Annotated in this window: 15 protein-coding genes; 5 read left to right on the forward strand and 10 right to left on the reverse strand. The window is 57.9% G+C overall.

From position 1 onward, the window contains the following. Window positions 1-24: 24 nt before the first annotated feature. Both ALO43_RS01655 and ALO43_RS01660 read right to left on the reverse strand, forming a co-directional pair. Window positions 25-465, reverse strand: a complete 441-nt coding sequence (locus ALO43_RS01655) for a GNAT family acetyltransferase (protein ID WP_054997007.1) — start codon at window positions 463-465, stop codon at window positions 25-27. 53 nt (window positions 466-518) lie between these two features. Beyond that, complete coding sequence (locus ALO43_RS01660) at window positions 519-1463, reverse strand: alpha/beta hydrolase (protein WP_054997008.1); 945 nt, start codon at window positions 1461-1463, stop codon at window positions 519-521. 370 nt (window positions 1464-1833) lie between these two features. Between ALO43_RS01660 and ALO43_RS01670 the strand changes: the two genes are divergently transcribed. After that, the gene (locus ALO43_RS01670) at window positions 1834-2316 is read left to right on the forward strand and encodes a GNAT family N-acetyltransferase (protein WP_024671063.1); all 483 of its coding nucleotides are present in this window, start codon (window positions 1834-1836) and stop codon (window positions 2314-2316) included. A gap of 482 nt (window positions 2317-2798) precedes the next feature. Beyond that, window positions 2799-3080, forward strand: coding sequence for a DUF1652 domain-containing protein (locus tag ALO43_RS01675; protein ID WP_024671062.1), 282 nt, complete (start codon window positions 2799-2801; stop codon window positions 3078-3080). 622 nt (window positions 3081-3702) lie between these two features. Here ALO43_RS01675 and csrA read toward each other — a convergent pair. The 3 genes from csrA to ALO43_RS01690 all read right to left on the reverse strand — a co-directional run bounded on the left by csrA (window position 3703) and on the right by ALO43_RS01690 (window position 6366). Next, entirely contained in the window at window positions 3703-3891 is a 189-nt protein-coding gene (gene csrA / locus ALO43_RS01680; protein WP_002554157.1) for a carbon storage regulator CsrA, read from the reverse strand. 535 nt (window positions 3892-4426) lie between these two features. Continuing rightward, window positions 4427-5779 carry a GntP family permease gene (locus ALO43_RS01685; protein ID WP_003315860.1) on the reverse strand — a complete coding sequence of 451 codons (1353 nt, stop codon included), beginning with the start codon at window positions 5777-5779 and terminating at the stop codon, window positions 4427-4429. A gap of 98 nt (window positions 5780-5877) precedes the next feature. Then, a complete protein-coding gene (locus ALO43_RS01690) occupies window positions 5878-6366 on the reverse strand; it encodes a gluconokinase (RefSeq protein WP_024671061.1) in 489 nt (162 codons plus the stop codon). A 283-nt stretch (window positions 6367-6649) separates the two neighbouring features. Between ALO43_RS01690 and gntR the strand changes: the two genes are divergently transcribed. Both gntR and ALO43_RS01700 read left to right on the forward strand, forming a co-directional pair. Beyond that, window positions 6650-7666, forward strand: a complete 1017-nt coding sequence (gene gntR / locus ALO43_RS01695) for an HTH-type transcriptional regulator GntR (protein ID WP_054997009.1) — start codon at window positions 6650-6652, stop codon at window positions 7664-7666. A gap of 390 nt (window positions 7667-8056) precedes the next feature. Further along, window positions 8057-8986, forward strand: a complete 930-nt coding sequence (locus tag ALO43_RS01700; protein WP_005890391.1) for a WD40 repeat domain-containing protein — start codon at window positions 8057-8059, stop codon at window positions 8984-8986. A 117-nt stretch (window positions 8987-9103) separates the two neighbouring features. On the opposite strand, the gene ALO43_RS01705 is transcribed toward ALO43_RS01700, so the two are convergent. The 5 genes from ALO43_RS01705 to glcD all read right to left on the reverse strand — a co-directional run bounded on the left by ALO43_RS01705 (window position 9104) and on the right by glcD (window position 15606). Next, complete coding sequence (locus ALO43_RS01705) at window positions 9104-11281, reverse strand: malate synthase G (RefSeq protein WP_054997010.1); 2178 nt, start codon at window positions 11279-11281, stop codon at window positions 9104-9106. Between the two features lie 88 nt (window positions 11282-11369). Further along, window positions 11370-11777, reverse strand: coding sequence for a heme-binding protein (locus tag ALO43_RS01710; protein ID WP_005890394.1), 408 nt, complete (start codon window positions 11775-11777; stop codon window positions 11370-11372). A 35-nt stretch (window positions 11778-11812) separates the two neighbouring features. Continuing rightward, window positions 11813-13045: a glycolate oxidase subunit GlcF gene (gene glcF, locus ALO43_RS01715; RefSeq protein WP_054997011.1), complete on the reverse strand. Its 1233-nt coding sequence runs from the start codon at window positions 13043-13045 to the stop codon at window positions 11813-11815. Window positions 13046-13048: 3 nt separating this feature from the next. Next, window positions 13049-14107, reverse strand: coding sequence for a glycolate oxidase subunit GlcE (gene glcE, locus ALO43_RS01720; RefSeq protein ID WP_054997012.1), 1059 nt, complete (start codon window positions 14105-14107; stop codon window positions 13049-13051). Then, window positions 14107-15606: a glycolate oxidase subunit GlcD gene (glcD, locus tag ALO43_RS01725; protein WP_054997013.1), complete on the reverse strand. Its 1500-nt coding sequence runs from the start codon at window positions 15604-15606 to the stop codon at window positions 14107-14109. The genes glcE and glcD overlap by 1 nt, the downstream gene beginning before the upstream one ends. A 486-nt stretch (window positions 15607-16092) precedes the next feature. Between glcD and hppD the strand changes: the two genes are divergently transcribed. Beyond that, window positions 16093-17169, forward strand: a complete 1077-nt coding sequence (gene hppD, locus ALO43_RS01730) for a 4-hydroxyphenylpyruvate dioxygenase (protein WP_054997014.1) — start codon at window positions 16093-16095, stop codon at window positions 17167-17169. The last annotated feature ends 120 nt before the right edge of the window (window positions 17170-17289 follow it).

Consider the following 17289-nt stretch of genomic DNA (forward strand, 5'->3'; position numbering starts at 1 on the left):
ATCAATACTCCTGAGGCAAGTTGCTCATGATCGAGGCATGATGTTGGCATCAAGCCGCTTGCCCATGCTGATGATGGGTTCCGAGGTGTAGCCCAGTGTCTTGTAAAATGCCTGCACACGTTCGTTGAATGTGTGAATCTGCAGATTGATTTTTACACAGCCAAGATCGGTCAATGCCTGTTCGGCGTGCCTTACCAGTGCAGACCCCAGCCTGTTGCCGCGATGTTGTGGATCAACTGCGACTGCGTACAGCCAACCCCGATGACCGTCGTAGCCAGCAAGAATGGTTCCGATCACCTGATCGTTCAGAGTTGCGACGAAAAACAGCCGGTCGTCCACCGCAAGCTTCTTGTCGATTGAAAGATCAGAGCGGTTTTGCGGTGCTTCGTCATTGAAAACTGTTTTCCAGAGCTGGATGACAGCGAGGCGGTGATGCAGGTCGGAATACTCGACAATTGAGGTCATTGCGCAGTCCTTGAGTCGGGTACGCGAGCATACTGTTGCGCCTCGCAGGTTGTCTAACCGGCGTCTCTTGACTGGCGGCCCTGTCGGGTGGCTTGAGGCAGCGATGCTGGGGTCTTGAGCAGCCTCTGTATCGCCTGGCTGTAAGCCGGTTGCCCCAGTTGCATGCTGTTGTTGTGCGTGCCGCCGGGCACCAGCAGCAGTTGTTTCGGTTGTTTCGCCGCGTCGAACAACTCTTCGCTGAAGCGGGAGGGCACGTACTGGTCGTTGGTGCCATGGACGATCAGTACCGGCATGTGAATGTCTGCGATCTTGTCCAGCGAGTCGAATTTTTGCGACAGCAGCCAGCGCACGGGCAATGACGTGTTAGCAAGCGCGGTGGCCACATCGGCCAGGTTGGTGAAGGTCGATTCGATGATCAACCCCCGAGCCGCAGCCGGACTGTTGTTCTTTTCTGCATCTGTGCCCAGTTCTGCCGCCAGGTCCACCCCGACCGCGCCCCCCAACGAGTGTCCGTAGATCAACCTTCGGGACGGGTCGGGCTGCAATTGCTTGAGGCGTTCCCAAGCGATGCGTGCGTCCTCGTAAACGGACCTCTCGGATGGTAACTGGCCGACACTCTGACCAAAGCCACGGTAATCGATAGCCAGAACCGAGAAGCCTTGTGCGCTGAGCTGGCGGATGCGAAACAATTGCCCGGTCAGGTTCCATCTTGAGCCATGCAGGTACAACACAGCCGGGGCGTTCTTGTCTGGCGCAGGCCACCACCACGCATGAATGTTTTGCGACGTGCCGAAGGCAGGCGTGCGCAATTCGATCTCTTGAACCTCGTCGGGCAGCCCGCTGTACCAGCTGGCCGTGCCGGGTTCGATGCGGAACACCAGCTCTCTTTCCTTGTGCTCGAGTACTGCGCAACCAACCGGCAGCCCGAGAATAATGGCGAGCATCAGCAGCCATCTGACCGGACGAGCCCTGAAGCGCGCCAGAGGTGAAATCGCCATGAGTGCAGTGTTCCCCGTCAACGAGTTGCGAAAAATGCAGGTTATGCGCTTTGGTTACAAGGCGTACCAGCAAATGTCGGTTACAGCATATTGCACGGTAAGGCTGATGAACCCTGCAAACCTGGACCTTTATCAGGCACAGGCTCTTAAAGTCTGCTCGCACAAAACCCTACGCTTCAACAGGTTGCGGCCAGTGTGCGAAGGCGGTGCGGGTTGGCACGATTGGTTATTGAGGTAGCTCTTTATGACAGCCCGGGATTATGCTGTAGCCGCGCGGGCGCTATGTTTCTGCCGCTTGCCCGCCCTGATCGCCGATTTGCTCACCGCGTCAATCGCGCTTTCTTCAATTTCTTCGAGAGGTTATCGCCTAATGTTCCTTCACCGTCCCTTGGAAGAAAAAGATATCCCGATTATCTGCGAAATGCCGCAGAACGCCGACGAACTGTTCTACATGTTCCCCAGAGCAACCTATCCACTGACACCTTCACAGCTCGGCGACGCCTTGGCAACACGTCATGATTCGACCGTCATCGAGATGGATGGCGAGGTGGTCGGTTTTGCCAATTTCTCTCAGTGTGAATTTCGCGGTCGCTGCTCGCTCGGTAACGTCATCATCGCGCCGAAGGCCCGTTCGAAAGGGGTAGGGCGCTTCATGATCACCAGCATGATGGGGATCGCCTTCGACAAGCATGAAGCCAAGGAACTGATCGCGTCCTGCTATAACCACAACGTACCGGGGCTGCTGTTCTATCCGCGGATGGGATTCCGTCCGTACTCCATTGAAGAGAAGCGGGACAAGCAGGGCGCCCGGGTCGCTCTTCTCCATCTTCGTCTTTCCGGTTCCGAGCAGTAATCGCCTGACCGGAACCCGGCACGGCCGACCCTTGCTCGGCCCGTGCGCTTCCGGTATCGCAGTCAGTCCTTAAGGGGTTCTCCCCCACCGCCGGTAACGCCATTATCCCGTTCTAAAACCAACAAACTTTTCGCTGGAAAATGGCTCATTCATATACCGTTCGTCAGTCTGTGCTTTCTTTAGATAAGCCGGTTTTGGATTTATTGATCCGGGTCATAAGTTTTTGCCCTGAAAACCCTGACGATGAATCGTTTTTTCTAACAACCCCCGGTATTCAGCAGTGTTAAACGCGCGGTTTAATTTTTTGCGCAGGCGTTGATTGCAGGGGCGTTTGAAGCGTATAAATATCGAAAGCATCAGGTAAGTGACGACGGATAATTGGCGGGCCGGCACGTGCCGTTTTCAAATGTTCTACCAACCATAAAAATTGCCGAGATTTTGTCACTGTCGGGACATGCTTACACCCATAAGGAGATAAAGAGATGATCACCAGTGGATTGTCTGAGTTAGAACTCAGAAACATCGTTGAAGTTGCGTTTCTGCCGTTGCGCTGCACCTGCACAATCGCCAGTAATCAAATGACCGTGAAAATAGAAGACTTGGCCTCCGGGCGCGTGTTTCACAAAACAGGCATATCCATGAACGCTATAAAGACCAGTCGCGATATATCCGGCCTGGTTGCGAAGCTACGCACCGAGCGCGCCGCAGCCGCAGCCGCAGCCACCGCCACAGCGCTGCCGCATGCCCAGTCTAGCTTTGCCTGACCTGTTCTTGCTGCGAGGCGCCTGAAAGGCCCTGGGTCATTGAGACCAGGGCCTTTTCATATGTTTGCAACACCCTATGGTGTCTCTGCTGATTTCTTTACGTCGGTGACTCATTGCCTGGCAAACTGCGGTCAATGCCCCGAAGACTCTTCCTCCCGTTGCCTCCCTCCTGTCGGCGAATAAACAACGCTACTCAAATCATCAGCTTGTGGCGTACAGGTGAACTGTTTTCCCGTTTTCGCTGCCTCTAACTTACCTTGTTTTCAGGATACAAATTGTCACGCTTTTAATTCGGGTCGTGATGTATTTTCCTGAGTTGCATTTAAAGCGTCACAGGGTGATCACACTGATCGGTTATCTTTTAAAATGACGGAACTTCAAAACTTTGCTGCTGTTAGCGTTTATTGAACTGTGTTATTTCAGGCTTGGTAACGCTACATCATTCAGGTAGTGACTCGTGTTCGCTGGGCAATGCCTGAGTGCAGTAATAGTTTGGGCTGAACCGTTGAGGGAGGAGAAGCGCTCTGAAAGACAGGCATAAAAAACGGCGTCCTGAGACGCCGTATGGCTGGTCTGCCTGAAAAATCAGCAGGTCAGCATCGAATAGGGGGAGCGTGTGCGATTATTGTGGATCCTGATTTGGAGCCAGCTCTGCCTGTATGCGTTTGTAGATTTCTTCACGATGCACTGAAACGTTTTTAGGTGCATTGATGCCCAGCCGGACTTGAAGCCCTTGAACGCCAAGAATCGTCACGGTGATCTCGTCACCGATGTTTATGCTTTCGCCTACTTTGCGAGTGAGTATCAACATAATCTTTTCCTTGATGGCCTCTTGAAAACGCCTCTCTCAAGAGGCTGGCGTTTGCCTTTGCGTGGTAATTGTTGCCGAGTGCATCCAGATGCATCCGTCTGTATGACGTCGCAGTGGTGAATTTAATTCCCTCGGTTCATTTTCTTGTCATCGAGATTTGCATCCCCGATACGACGAGTGCGCCAATTCTGCCCGTTTTGACGTGAAAATGCCCGTATTTACTGGCGCCACATAAAAAGTAACGTGACAGCAGCGCGCATCGAGGTCGCCGTTGCCTCGCCCGGCAATGGCAGGCGAGACCATCTTCAGATGAGTGTAAGCGTAGGCGGGACCAGGAAAGATTGCCCGTGCTTTCTGAAATTTTAAAATGAAAGTGGTGGGCGGGGTGTAGGAAGAAGCTGACTGCGAGGGGCGGCAACTGGCTGTAGGTCGTGTTTATGCGCCGGGATGTGTGCTAATGCAGGAAGGAGGAGGGGCTGAGGATGCCAGCCTTCGCGGTTCTGGGTGTCCGCGAAGGCCGAGTATGCCTGTTGCGTTAAACGGCCATAGACAGCAGCATGATGAAAATCAGGCCGACCACCGAGAGGATGGTTTCCATCACCGTCCAAGTCTTGAAGGTTTCAGCCACGGTCATGTTGAAATATTGCTTGACCAGCCAGAAACCGGCGTCATTGACGTGCGACAGGATCAACGAGCCAGCGCCGGTGGCCAGCACCAGCAACTCGCGATTGACACCAGGAATCAGGCCAACCACCGGAGCGACAATCCCTGCACCGGTAATGGTCGCCACGGTGGCCGACCCGGTTGCGATGCGAATCACCGCCGCTACCAGCCACGCCAGCATGATCGGGTTGATCTGTGCCTGTACCGCCATGTGGCCGATCACGTCACCCACGCCGCTGGCGACCAGCATCTGCTTGAAACCACCGCCCGCACCGACGATCAGGACGATTGCGGCGACCGGAGCCAGGCTCTGGTCCAGCAGTTTCATGATTTTGCTGCGATCAAAGCCGCGCGCTGCACCAAAGGTGTAGAAGGCCAGCAACAGTGCCGCCAGCAGTGCGGTGATCGGGTGACCGATCAGGTCCATCCAGATGCGGAACATGTTGTTTTCTGGCAACACCACGTCGGCAAAGGTCTTGAGCAGCATCAGGAACACCGGCAGCAGGATGGTCACCAATGTAATGCCGAAGCCTGGCAGGTTCTCGGTGCTCGACTCCTTGGCGATCTGGTCCATCAGTTCCTTTGACGGGGTGCCAGGGATGCTTTTGGAAATCCAGTTGCCGAAGATCGGGCCAGCGATGATTGCCGTCGGCAGCGCAACGATCAGTCCGTAAAAAATGGTCTTGCCGATATCAGCGCCGAAAATGCCGATTGCCAGCAACGGACCCGGGTGCGGTGGCACCAGGCCGTGTACCGCTGAAAGGCCTGCGAGCAGCGGGATGCCGATCTTGACGATGGGCACGCCGGTGCGACGTGCAACGATGAACACCAGCGGAATCAGCAGAACAAAACCGATCTCGAAGAACAACGGGATGCCCACCAGAAACGCGGAAAACATCATTGCCCAATGCACTTTCTGCTTACCGAAGGTGCGGATCAAGGTCTGCGCAATCTGATCAGCGCCCCCCGAGTCGGCCATCAGTTTGCCGAGCATGGTGCCCAGACCAAGGATGATGCCAACGAATCCCAGCACGCCGCCGAAGCCGTCCTGGAACGATTTCATGACTTTTTCCACCGGCATTCCCGATGTCAGGCCAAGAAAGCCCGCTGCCAGGGTCAACGCGACGAAGGGGTGTACCTTGAATGTGGTGATCAACAGTACAAGACCGACGATGGTTACCAACGCATCGACGAGCAAGAACGTCTCATGGGTCATACCGAACATGGGTGTTTCTCCTGTTATTGTTTTAGGCCACTGCAAAGAGCGCCGTCGTTCTATCGTGTGTGCTCAAGACAGCGCTGTCTTTTGCATTCACGCCTTTATCAGGCGTGGGAGCCTTTCCACCATGCGGCAGCTTGGGTGCCAATCACATCGATGGGCAGGGAAGCATCCACGACCAGCGTCAGCGGCTCGCCTTCAGGGGACTCCAGGGTTGCGAACTGACTGTCTACCAGGCTGGCAGGCATGAAATGACCGGGACGGTGCGAGCAACGTTCGGTCGCCAGTTCCTTGCTCAGCTGAAGGAAGACAAACCCAAGGCCCGGCACCGCGTCACGCAGACGCTGACGATAGATGAGCTTGAGGGCAGAGCAGGTCAGGACCGGGTGTTCGCCGTTGGCGAGCGCCGCAGCCATTTCTTCACCCAGGCGGGTCAGCCAGCCGGCGCGGTCTTCATCATTTAGTGGGGTTCCGGCGCTCATCTTGTCGATGTTTGCCTGAGGATGGAACGCATCGCCTTCGATCAGGCGACCGCCGCTGTTGAGTGCGATCTCGGCACCGACGGCGCTTTTTCCGCAGCCCGACACACCCATCACCACAAGGGCGGAAATAGCAGTATTCGCAGTTGTCACAATAGGCACCTCGTCTGGAGACAGCGCTGTCTTTGTCCGATGGACATCAGGCTCAGCCTGTGCTGTTCCAGTTCTTTTCGTTGTTTTGAGTTCATCATTGAGCATCGGAGGCTGTTCTCCGGGGCCACCTTAAAGGGGAGCCCGAATGTGAAACCAGCGATAAAGCATTGTCACGTTCCATGAGACAGCGCTACCTTATTGGGCATACGTCATATTTGGCAACCCTTATGTTAGTTGGCAACGCATGACCCGCATTGGTTCCCGCTCTACCGGTCGTCCGACCCTCGATGAAGTGGCGCGGCTGGCTGCCGTTTCTCCGATCACCGCGTCCCGCGCTCTGCGGGGCGTTTCCACGGTTGCCCCACAGCTGGTCGAAAAAGTGCGTGCAGCGGCGCAAAGCCTGGGCTACGTCGCCAATTCTGCGGCGAGGGCACTGGCGTCATCCTGCAGCCAGACTGTCGTGGTGCTGGTGCCGTCGCTGTCCAACCAGTTGTTCATCGAAACCCTGGAAGCCATTCAAAATGTGTTGCGCGCGCGCGGCCTGGACGTGGTGATCGGCAACTATCACTACTCGCCCGCAGAAGAGGAAACGCTGTTGCGCAGCCATCTGGTCCATCGTCCCAGAGGGGTTCTGTTGACCGGCTTCGACCACACGCCGGCTTCGCGTCAGATGCTGGAAACCAGCGGCGTGCCCTGCGTCCACATGATGGAGCTGGATACCCGGCTTGGCGCCTATTGCGTAGGTTTCTCCCAGCAGCAGGCGGGTGCCGAAGCGGCTCGCCATCTGCTGGGGCGCGGTCGTAAACGTCTGGCTTATATGGCGGCCCAGCTCGACCCTCGCGTGTTGCAGCGTGGGGCAGGGTTTCGTCAGGTGCTGGAGGAGGCCGGGTTATTCGATCCCGATTTGCAGGTCTCGACACGTCAGTCTTCGTCAATCGGCCTGGGCGGTGAGCTGTTCGCTCGTCTGCTCGATGAGCACCCCGATGTCGATGGGGTTTTCTTCTGCAACGATGACCTGGCTCAGGGCGCAGCACTGGAGGCATTGCGTCTGGGGGTGGCGATCCCTGAACGGGTAGCGCTGGTGGGGTTCAACGATTTGCCCGGTTCTGCTCATATGGTTCCGCGCCTGACCTCCATACGCACGCCAAGGCAGGAAGTGGGGCAGCGCGCCGCTCAGTTGCTGCTGGGCCTGCTCGATGGCGTTGCGCAGGCTCCACAGGTGGATCTGGGCTTCGAGCTGGTAGTGCGAGAAAGCTCCTGAGTTGTCTCGCCGGCACTGTACAAGCATTTCTTCCGGTAACCTTCAGTGGTCATCCCTCAAGCCTTGTCTGACCAGTGGTAGCTCCGCTGCAACGGCTTCCTGCTGTCGTCCTGGACTGCCCGACCGCTATGTCCCGCATGCTTTTTTCAGTCTCATCTGGAAGGTTGTGACATGTTTCGACTGTCACTTCTGACAGTACCCATCCCCTCGGGTTGAGTATTCAATGACTCCATGTTCTGGATCGGAGCGGCATCGGTGTCTTGGCCGCATCGTTGGATGACGGGGATATATCTTCTTATCTATTCCCCGTTCTGGCGGTCTAACAAGGCCCATTGACTGGTGATGGAAATGCAAAAAAAGGCATCTCAACATGTTAGAGCTTTGACTCATATGGTCGATCCGGTCAGTTCAGGAGAGCCTCTGGACATCGCATGGTTGACCGGCATCATTCCTCTGGGGTTCGTACCCGCAGAACTCGCGCTCAGCCCCGATGAAACCACTCTTTACGTCGCGCATGAGAGTGGCCGCGAAGTCAGCGTGGTCGATATCGCCACTGCAAGCGTGGTCGGCAGTATCAAACGAGCGGGCGCCGGCGCCATCAGCCTGAGCCCCGACGGCAAACGGCTCTACACCATCGGCCAGAAGAGGTGCTATGTGGTCGATACCCGCCTGCGCGAAGTGATCCGCATACTTCCCGCAGCCAACGCCAATCGAGTGCTTTGCAGCGCGGATGGCCGGTTCATCTGCCTGTCCTTTCAGAATGCGCTGGGCGGGCTGATCCGTCTGATCGAGACCGAAAACTATACGGTCGAAAACGAATTCGATCTTGGGGCCTTGACCAATGCATCGCTGGCGCTGGGAATCAGCCCTTTGAATGACCGCTTTTACGCAACGATGCTGGTGGACCGGACTGCGCCTACCGACGTTCTGGCAATAAGCAGGGTTGATTACCAGCAGCACGAAATTACCGGCTTTTCCGATCCGCGATCAATGGCGTTCAGTGCCGATGGCGCTTGGCTGTATGTGGGCGGAATCGATGAGGTCTATATCGTCGATGCAGCGACCAACAAAACCTTTTATCGAGAGAGGGTCGGCAGCCAGGGTTATCCGGTAAGAATAATCGGCGTCACGCCCGACGATCGATACGTCTACGCGATCTACACCTGCAACTATGACGTTTACCGGATCGACACGGTGAAAGGCATCGCCACCTGTATTGCGTACTTTCCTTCCGTGGGGGGCGCCGTGTTGAACCGTAATGGCAATTACATTTATTCCTCGCACCCGGACATGAGCTGGATTTCGATCTACAGGCTCTAGGCGCTGCACATCAAAGGCTGCTTTCGGCCCGAGCCTGGCGTGTCTGACGTCCTGCATGCCTTCAGAAAGAGGGCCATTCGCTCATGCCCGGTGCAGGCGCATGAGCGAAACGGCAGGTCAGTCCTGGTTCTTGAACGCTAGCCTGGCCTCATGCAGCAATGGTTCGGTGTAGCCGGAGGGCTGCTCTGGCCCTTTGAACACCAGCGCGCAGGCGGTCTTGAATGCGGCAGAGTTCTTGAAGTCCCTGGCCATGGGTCGGTAGTGGGAGTCTCCTGCATTCTGCTTGTCGACCACCTTGGCCATACGCTCCAGCACGTTGTTAACGTCTTGCTGATCTACGATGTCATGCAAAAGCCAGTTGGCCATGTGCTGACTGGAGATACGCAACGTTGCGCGGTCTTCCATCAGGCCCACATTGTGAATGTCGGGCACCTTGGAACAGCCGATGCCTTGCTCGACCCAGCGTACGACGTAGCCCAGCAAACCCTGGGCATTGTTCTCCAGTTCTTCGAGAATCTGCTCCCGCGTCCATTCCGGCTTGTCCACTACCGGTATGGTCAGCAAGTCGTCGAGCAACGAGACACTGATGTCCGCCAGCGCCTGCTGCTCTAGTTCTTTTTGAATCTGCCCGACGTCGACCTGATGGTAGTGCAATGCGTGCAAGGTGGCTGCGGTGGGCGAGGGTACCCACGCGGTCGTGGCGCCAGATCGGGGATGAGCGATTTTCTGCTCCAGCATGTCGGCCATGCGATCAGGCATTGCCCACACACCCTTGCCGATCTGTGCTCTCCCGCGCAGGCCGCACGCCAGGCCGACCTGTACATTGTTGCGTTCGTAAGCCTTGATCCACGGAGAATTTTTCATCTCGCCCTTGCGCAGCACCGGTCCGGCCCGCATGGCGCTGTGGATCTCATCGCCGGTCCGGTCGAGAAACCCGGTATTGATGAACGCTACTCTTGCCGATGCTGCACCGATGCAGGCCTTCAAGTTGACGCTGGTGCGTCGCTCTTCGTCCATGATGCCCATCTTCAGGGTATTGCGCGGCAGTTGCAGTATGTCTTCGATACGGCTGAACAACTGATCGGCGAAAGCCACCTCGGCTGCGCCGTGCATTTTCGGCTTGACGATATAAATGCTGCCAGCCCTGGAGTTGCCTCGACGATTCAGATCATGCAAGCCGATCAGGCTGGTGATGACCCCATCGAGAATGCCTTCGGGGATCTCCTGCTCGTCCTCATCGACAATTGCCGGGTTGCTCATCAAATGGCCGACATTGCGAATGAACATCAGCGAGCGCCCACGCAACGTGAGCTCGCCTCCGCTAGCAGCCATGTAGGTGCGATCCGGGTTGAGACTGCGGATGATTGCCTTGCCGCCCTTGTCCAGCGTCTCGGTAAGATCACCTTTCATCAGGCCAAGCCAGTTGCGATAGACCGTCACCTTGTCTTCGGCGTCCACGGCAGCAACCGAGTCTTCGCAGTCGATGATGGTCGACAGAGCAGATTCCAGCAGCAGGTCCTTGATGCCGGCCGCATCGGTGCTGCCCACCGGGTGCTGCGGGTCGAACTGGATTTCGATATGCAAACCGTGGTTCTTGAGCAGAATTGCTTCCGGTTGATCGGGCTCGCCCCTGAAGCCGACATACTTTTCCGAGTGCTGCAGGAGGGTGTGTGAGCCATCCGCCAGGGCGATGCGCAGTTCGCCGTCCTCGATACGGTAGCTTCGAGCATCGCTGTGGCTGCCGTTGACCAGCGGTGCGCTGCTATCGAGCAGTTCGCGGGCGAAGGCGATTACCTTGTTGCCGCGTAACGGGTTGTAACCCGCGCGGATGTCGGCCCCGTTGGCGCTGGAAATTACATCGGTGCCGTACAGGGCGTCGTACAAAGAACCCCAACGGGCATTGGCAGCATTCAACGCATAGCGCGCGTTGCTGGCAGGTACCACCAGTTGCGGACCGGCTTGCTCGCTGATTTCCAGGTCGACATTGGCGGTGGTGGCGGTAACCCGCTCAGGTTCCGGCTGGAGGTAGCCAATCGAATGTAGAAAATCCCGGTAGGCGGGCATGTCGCTGATCGGGCCGGGATGTTTCTTGTGCCATTTGTCCAGCTCGGCCTGCAGGCGTTCGCGTTCTGCGAGCAGTTCGCGGTTGCGCGGTGCAAGTTCGTGTACCAGTACGTCAAAGCCTTTCCAGAATGTTTCCGGCTCCAGGCCGGTGCCTGGCAGCACTTCTTCATCGACAAAGCGCTGGAGATTGACAGCCACTTTGAGCCGTTGGCATTTGACGAAATCGTTCATCGGATGGGCTCCACATAAAAGTTGCGCTGTGATTTTTTGTTACGGGCACCCCTGATGAGCGGGCTCAGGGCACCAGAATGATGATCGCTCAGTCGGCATTCAATGCGGCAATGCCTGCCTTGGCGATCTGTGCGTCCTGATCGGCTTTGACACCGGAAACGCCCAGCGCACCGATCACCTGACCATCGACAATGACGGGCACACCGCCTTCCAGAGAAGTCAGCAGCGGGGCGCTGAGGAATGCGCTACGACCGCCGTTGACCATGTCTTCGTAGCCCTTGGATTCGCGTTTGCCGAGGGCCGAGGTCCGGGCTTTTTCAATCGAGATATAGCTGCTGATGGGCGAGGCATCGTCCAGTCGCTCGAACGCTAGCAAATGGCCGCCATCATCGACAACCGCGATGGCCACCGCCCAGCCATTGGCCTGCGCTTCATCGCGTGCGGCACCGAGCATCAGGCTGACTTCGGTCTGGGTCAGAACAGCTTTGATTTTCATGGGGTTCTCCAGAGCAGTGGTTATTCAATATGAGTTCAACGGGATTCAAGAGTGCCCAGCGCTTCATCGACCAGTTCGATCCAGTGCCGCACTGGCGTCCGCTCAGCACTCGCCAGGTGCGCCTGGCAGCCGATGTTGGCAGTGGCGATAACCTGTGGCTTGCCGCTTTCCAGCGCACTCATGCGGTTGTCGCGTAGTTGGCGGGCCAGCGCGGGTTGAGTCAGGGAGTAGGTGCCCGCCGAACCACAGCACAAGTGGCCGTCCGGCACGCTGGTCAGGTTGAAACCCAGGCGCAGCAGGACACGCTCCACCTCGCCACCGAGTTTTTGTGCATGCTGCAAGGTACAAGGGCAATGAAACGCCAGCCGGGTGTCGGTATTGATGCCGAGGTTCTCCAGTGGCTCATCGCGCAGGACTTCGACCAGGTCCCGGGTGCGTGCGCTGATCAGGGCGGCCTTGTCTGCATATAGCGGGTCGTCGCGCAATAGATGTGCGTAATCCTTGACGAAGGCACCGCAGCCGCTTGCCGTCTGGATGATGGCCTCGGCACCACCTTCGAGGGCTGGCCACCAGGCATCTATGTTGCGCCGCGCTCGCTCCAGGCCCGCATCCTGCGCATTCAGGTGGTAATCCACCGCGCCACAGCATCCAGCCTTGTTGATCGGGTTGATGCTGATGCCCAGACGGTCCAGCACCCTTGATGTTGCGGCGTTGGTGTTCGGTGAAAGTCCCGGCTGTACGCAACCTTCAAGCATCAGCATGCGCCGCGCATGGCGTGGTGCCGGACGCGCACCTGAGCGCAGGATCGTTGCGGGCAATTTGTTTCTCAGGTGGTCTGGCAGCAATGGGCGAAAGGCAGTACCCAGGCCGGTCAGCGCCTTGAACAACCCGGCATTCGGCACGACCCTGCGCAAGCCTTCGCGCAACAATCGCTGACCCAGTGGCCGGGGCACGGCGGCATCCACCGCAGCGCGTCCTATATCAAGCAGGTTGTGGTAATCCACGCCCGACGGGCATGTGGTTTCACAGTTACGACAGCTCAGGCAGCGGTCCAGATGCAGCTGGGTCTTCTCGGTGACTTCATGGCCTTCAAGCACCTGTTTGATCAGATAGATTCTGCCGCGCGGACCGTCCAGTTCATCACCCAGCAACTGATAGGTCGGGCACGTGGCATTGCAAAAGCCGCAATGCACGCAACTGCGCAGGATGCGCTCGGCTTCTTCGGCGCGGGGCTGTTTTCTGGCGTGTTCACTCAATGTGGTCTGCATGCCTCAAAGCTCCGCGTACAGTCGGCCAGGGTTGAAAATACCCTGCGGGTCGAGCCGGTTCTTGAGCGCCCGATGGTAGCGCAGCAAAGGCTCGGGCAAGGGCTGAAAAGGGCTGTCCACACGCGCCGGGCCATAGCATGTCGCGTGCCCGCCGACGGCTGCCGCCATCGTTCTGATCACGACGCTGTCCGCGTGTGATTTCAGCCAGCGTTGTGCGCCGCCCCAGTCAATCAACTGCTCGCCTGGCAGGTCGAGCACGCCGGTGTGGGCCGGTACGCAAACCCGCCATAGCGGGCGCGAATCCTGAAAAAATGGCAGGCGCTGCTCGTTCAATTGCTGCCAGTAGGCAGTATCGATCACCTCACCGCCAAGCCGCTCGTGCGCGGCTTTCACAGAGCCTTCACCCCCATCGAGGCGCAGACGCAGCACCTGACCATCATGACTGGCAGCACTGATTGGCATGGGTTGCCGTCCCCATTCGGCCAGGCAGGAAAGGGCGTTGGCACTGTCTGTCTGCAACGCGATGCTGATGCACAAACGCGGCTTGGGCAGCACTTTCAGCGACACTTCGGTCAACACCCCAAGGCAGCCAAAACTGCCCGCCATCAGGCGCGAGACGTCATAACCGGCAACATTTTTCATGACTTCTCCGCCGAAGCGCAGGTGTTTACCAAGCCCGGTGATCAGCCGGGTGCCTAGTACGAAATCCCGCACCGATCCGCTCCACGGGCGGCGTGGCCCGGACAGGCCGGTTGCGACCATGCCGCCAAGGGTTGCCGTGCCGAAGTCCGGAGGCTCGCACGGCAGCATCTGGCCAGTGGCGTCCAGTACCTGCACCAGTTCGCTCAGCGGCGTCCCGGCGCGGGCGGTAATCACCAGTTCTGTGGGGTCATAGCTGACGATACCGCGGTGTTCACGGGTGTCGAGAACGTCACCAGCCACCGGGCGACCGAGAAACGCTTTGCTGCCGCCGCCCTGAATACACAGCGGTCTGCCGTCCTCCAGCGCCTGATTGACCTGCTCAAGCAGTGCTTGAATAGCGTCCCTGTCTGGCGTGTTCATCAAAAGCGCTCCAGTTCAGGGAAGGGCAATTGCCCGGCGTGAATATGCATGGCGCCAAACTCTGCGCAGCGCTGCAGGGTGGGGATATTCTTGCCGGGGTTGAGCATGCCGCTCTCGTCGAACGCGGCCTTGATGGCATGGAAGAAGGTCAGTTCGTCGCTGTTGAACTGCGCGCACATCTGATTGATCTTTTCGCGCCCTACACCGTGTTCTCCGGTGATGCTGCCACCCACCGCCACACACAGTTCCAGAATTTTGCCGCCCAGGGTTTCGGCCCGTTCCAGTTCGCCCGGTTGATTGGCATCGAACAGGATCAGCGGGTGCATATTGCCGTCGCCGGCATGAAACACGTTGGCGACGCGCAGGCCGTACTGCTCGGACAACTCTTTGATGCCGCGCAGGACGCCCGGTAGTGCACGGCGCGGGATTGTCCCGTCCATGCAGTAGTAATCCGGCGAAAGGCGTCCGACTGCCGGAAAGGCGTTCTTGCGCCCGGCCCAGAAGCGCACGCGTTCGGCTTCATCGCGCGCCAGACGCACTTGTGTGGCGCCGGCGCGCTGCAGCACCACGCGGACTACCTCGCAGTCGGCCTGCACATCGGTTTCGACCCCGTCGAGCTCGCAGAGCAGAATGGCTTCGGCATCGACCGGGTAGCCAGCGTGAATGAAGTCTTCGGCGGCGCGGATCGCCAGGTTGTCCATCATTTCCAGTCCGCCGGGGATGATGCCGGCAGCGATGATGTCGGCCACCGCACGCCCGGCGTGTTCCACCGAATCGAACGCGGCGAGCAGCACCTTCGCCACCTGTGGTCTGGGCAGCAGTTTGACCGTGACCTCAGTGATGATGCCGAGCATGCCTTCGGAGCCGGTGAACAGCGCAAGCAAATCGAAACCCGGCGAGTCGAGGGTGTCGCTGCCCAGCGTCATGGGCTCGCCTTCGACAGTGAGGATGTCGACGCTGAGCAGATTGTGTACGGTCAGGCCATATTTGAGGCAATGTACGCCGCCTGCGTTTTCTGCCACGTTGCCGCCAATCGAACAGGCGATTTGTGAAGAAGGGTCAGGTGCGTAATACAGGCCGTGCGGTGCCGCAGCCTGAGAAATCGCCAGATTGCGCACACCGGGTTGCACCCGGGCCAGACGCGCATCGGGGTTGATCTCGAGGACCTGGCTGAAGCGCGCCATTACCAGCAGCACGCCTTTCTCCAGCGGCAGTGCGCCACCTGAAAGCCCGGTGCCGGCGCCCCTTGTGACCACCGGCACATGGCGCTCATGACAAAGCCGCAGCAGTGTCTGTACCTCTTCGAGGTGGCGCGGCAGCACTACCAGCATCGGCGTGGTGCGATACGCCGACAACCCGTCGCATTCATAGGGACGAAGCTCTTCGTCGCGATGCAGGATGTCCAGGTCGGGCAACAGGTGTCGCAGGTCGCGCAACAGTTGATGTTTATCGACAGCCGGCAGCATGCCGTCAATGCGTTCATCGTAGAGAATATTCATCAAGCCCCCCAGTTTTGTTTTTATCGGGTCAGCCCATTCCGGGCTCTGCACATAAAGTGGCCGCTCTCGACCATGCTGCGTTAAAAACACGCCTGGACGCGAGTTAGATCGTTGCTCGCATGTTTCCGCCCTGCCTGACGTCGCTCGCCGACTTTTCTACAGAGCCTAGCTCATGGCATGGGTGGCGAGGCTTGTGTTGACAGGGCAGGGTGGATCACGCAATTTACGCATTACGTAATGTGTTTACGAAAATAACAACAGGCAGCACCCGTGCGTCAATCAGGCGATCTACCAGGGCCTTTCACCAGACACACCCTGATGCGCAATCGGACAAGCCGGAGTAGGCTGCCCTCATGAAGATTCTTGGTCTGCAACTGATTTTTGGTGATTTCCTTGCTCGCAGTGTGCGAGGGATCCCATGTGCGCCGCCCGCAGGACAGTGATTGCGTCGTTTACTCACCTTCACTCTTCTGCAAGGAGCCAGTCATGGCTGATCTCTACGAAAACCCGATGGGCCTGATGGGTTTTGAATTTATCGAATTTGCGTCGCCGACCCCCAACAGCCTTGAACCCGTGTTCCAGATGATGGGCTTCACCAAGGTCGCGACGCACCGCTCCAAGGACGTGACGCTGTATCGCCAGGGTGCGATCAACCTGATTCTCAACAATGAACCGCACAGCCTGGCGTCCTACTTTGCGGCAGAGCATGGCCCCTCTGTGTGCGGCATGGCGTTTCGCGTCAAGGACGCCCAGCAGGCCTATAACCGGGCGCTGGAACTCGGCGCTCAGCCGCTGGAAATCGCCACCGGTCCCATGGAATTGCGCTTGCCTGCGATCAGGGGCATCGGCGGCGCTCCGCTGTACCTGATCGACCGTTTCGGCGAAGGAACGTCGATCTATGACATCGATTTCAACTTCATCGAAGGCGTGGACCGTCACCCGGTCGGCGCGGGCCTGAAGTTCATCGATCATCTGACCCATAACGTGTACCGCGGTCGCATGGCGTACTGGGCGAATTTCTACGAAAAACTGTTCAATTTCCGCGAACTGCGATATTTCGATATCAAAGGCGAGTACACCGGCCTGACCTCCAAGGCAATGACCGCGCCGGACGGCATGATTCGTATTCCGCTGAACGAAGAGTCGTCGAGAGGCGCAGGGCAGATCGAAGAGTTCCTGATGCAGTTCAACGGCGAAGGCATCCAGCATGTTGCGTTCTTCACTGACGACTTGATCAAGACCTGGGACGAGCTGAAAGCCACCGGCATGCGTTTCATGACCGCGCCGCCAGACACCTACTACGAGATGCTTCAGGGGCGCTTGCCCGATCATGGCGAGCCGGAAGACGAACTCAAGTCACGTGGCATATTGCTGGATGGCTCGTCCGAGGGCGGCGAACGCCGACTGCTGTTGCAGATATTCTCTGCCACCTTGATGGGGCCGGTGTTCTTCGAGTTCATTCAGCGCAAAGGCGACGACGGCTTTGGCGAGGGCAACTTCAAGGCACTGTTCGAATCCATCGAGCGCGATCAGATCCAGCGTGGCGTGCTGACACCGGATTGATCCTTGCTGGAGATGTCCGTAAAACTATCGTGCCCATGCTCCAGCGTGGGCATGCCTTTCTGGACGCTCTGCGTCCGATTTTGATGGTGAGGCGAAGGTTATGGGGCGTGTAATGCAGGC

The sequence above is a fragment of the Pseudomonas tremae genome (assembly GCF_001401155.1).
Lineage (GTDB): Bacteria > Pseudomonadota > Gammaproteobacteria > Pseudomonadales > Pseudomonadaceae > Aquipseudomonas > Aquipseudomonas tremae.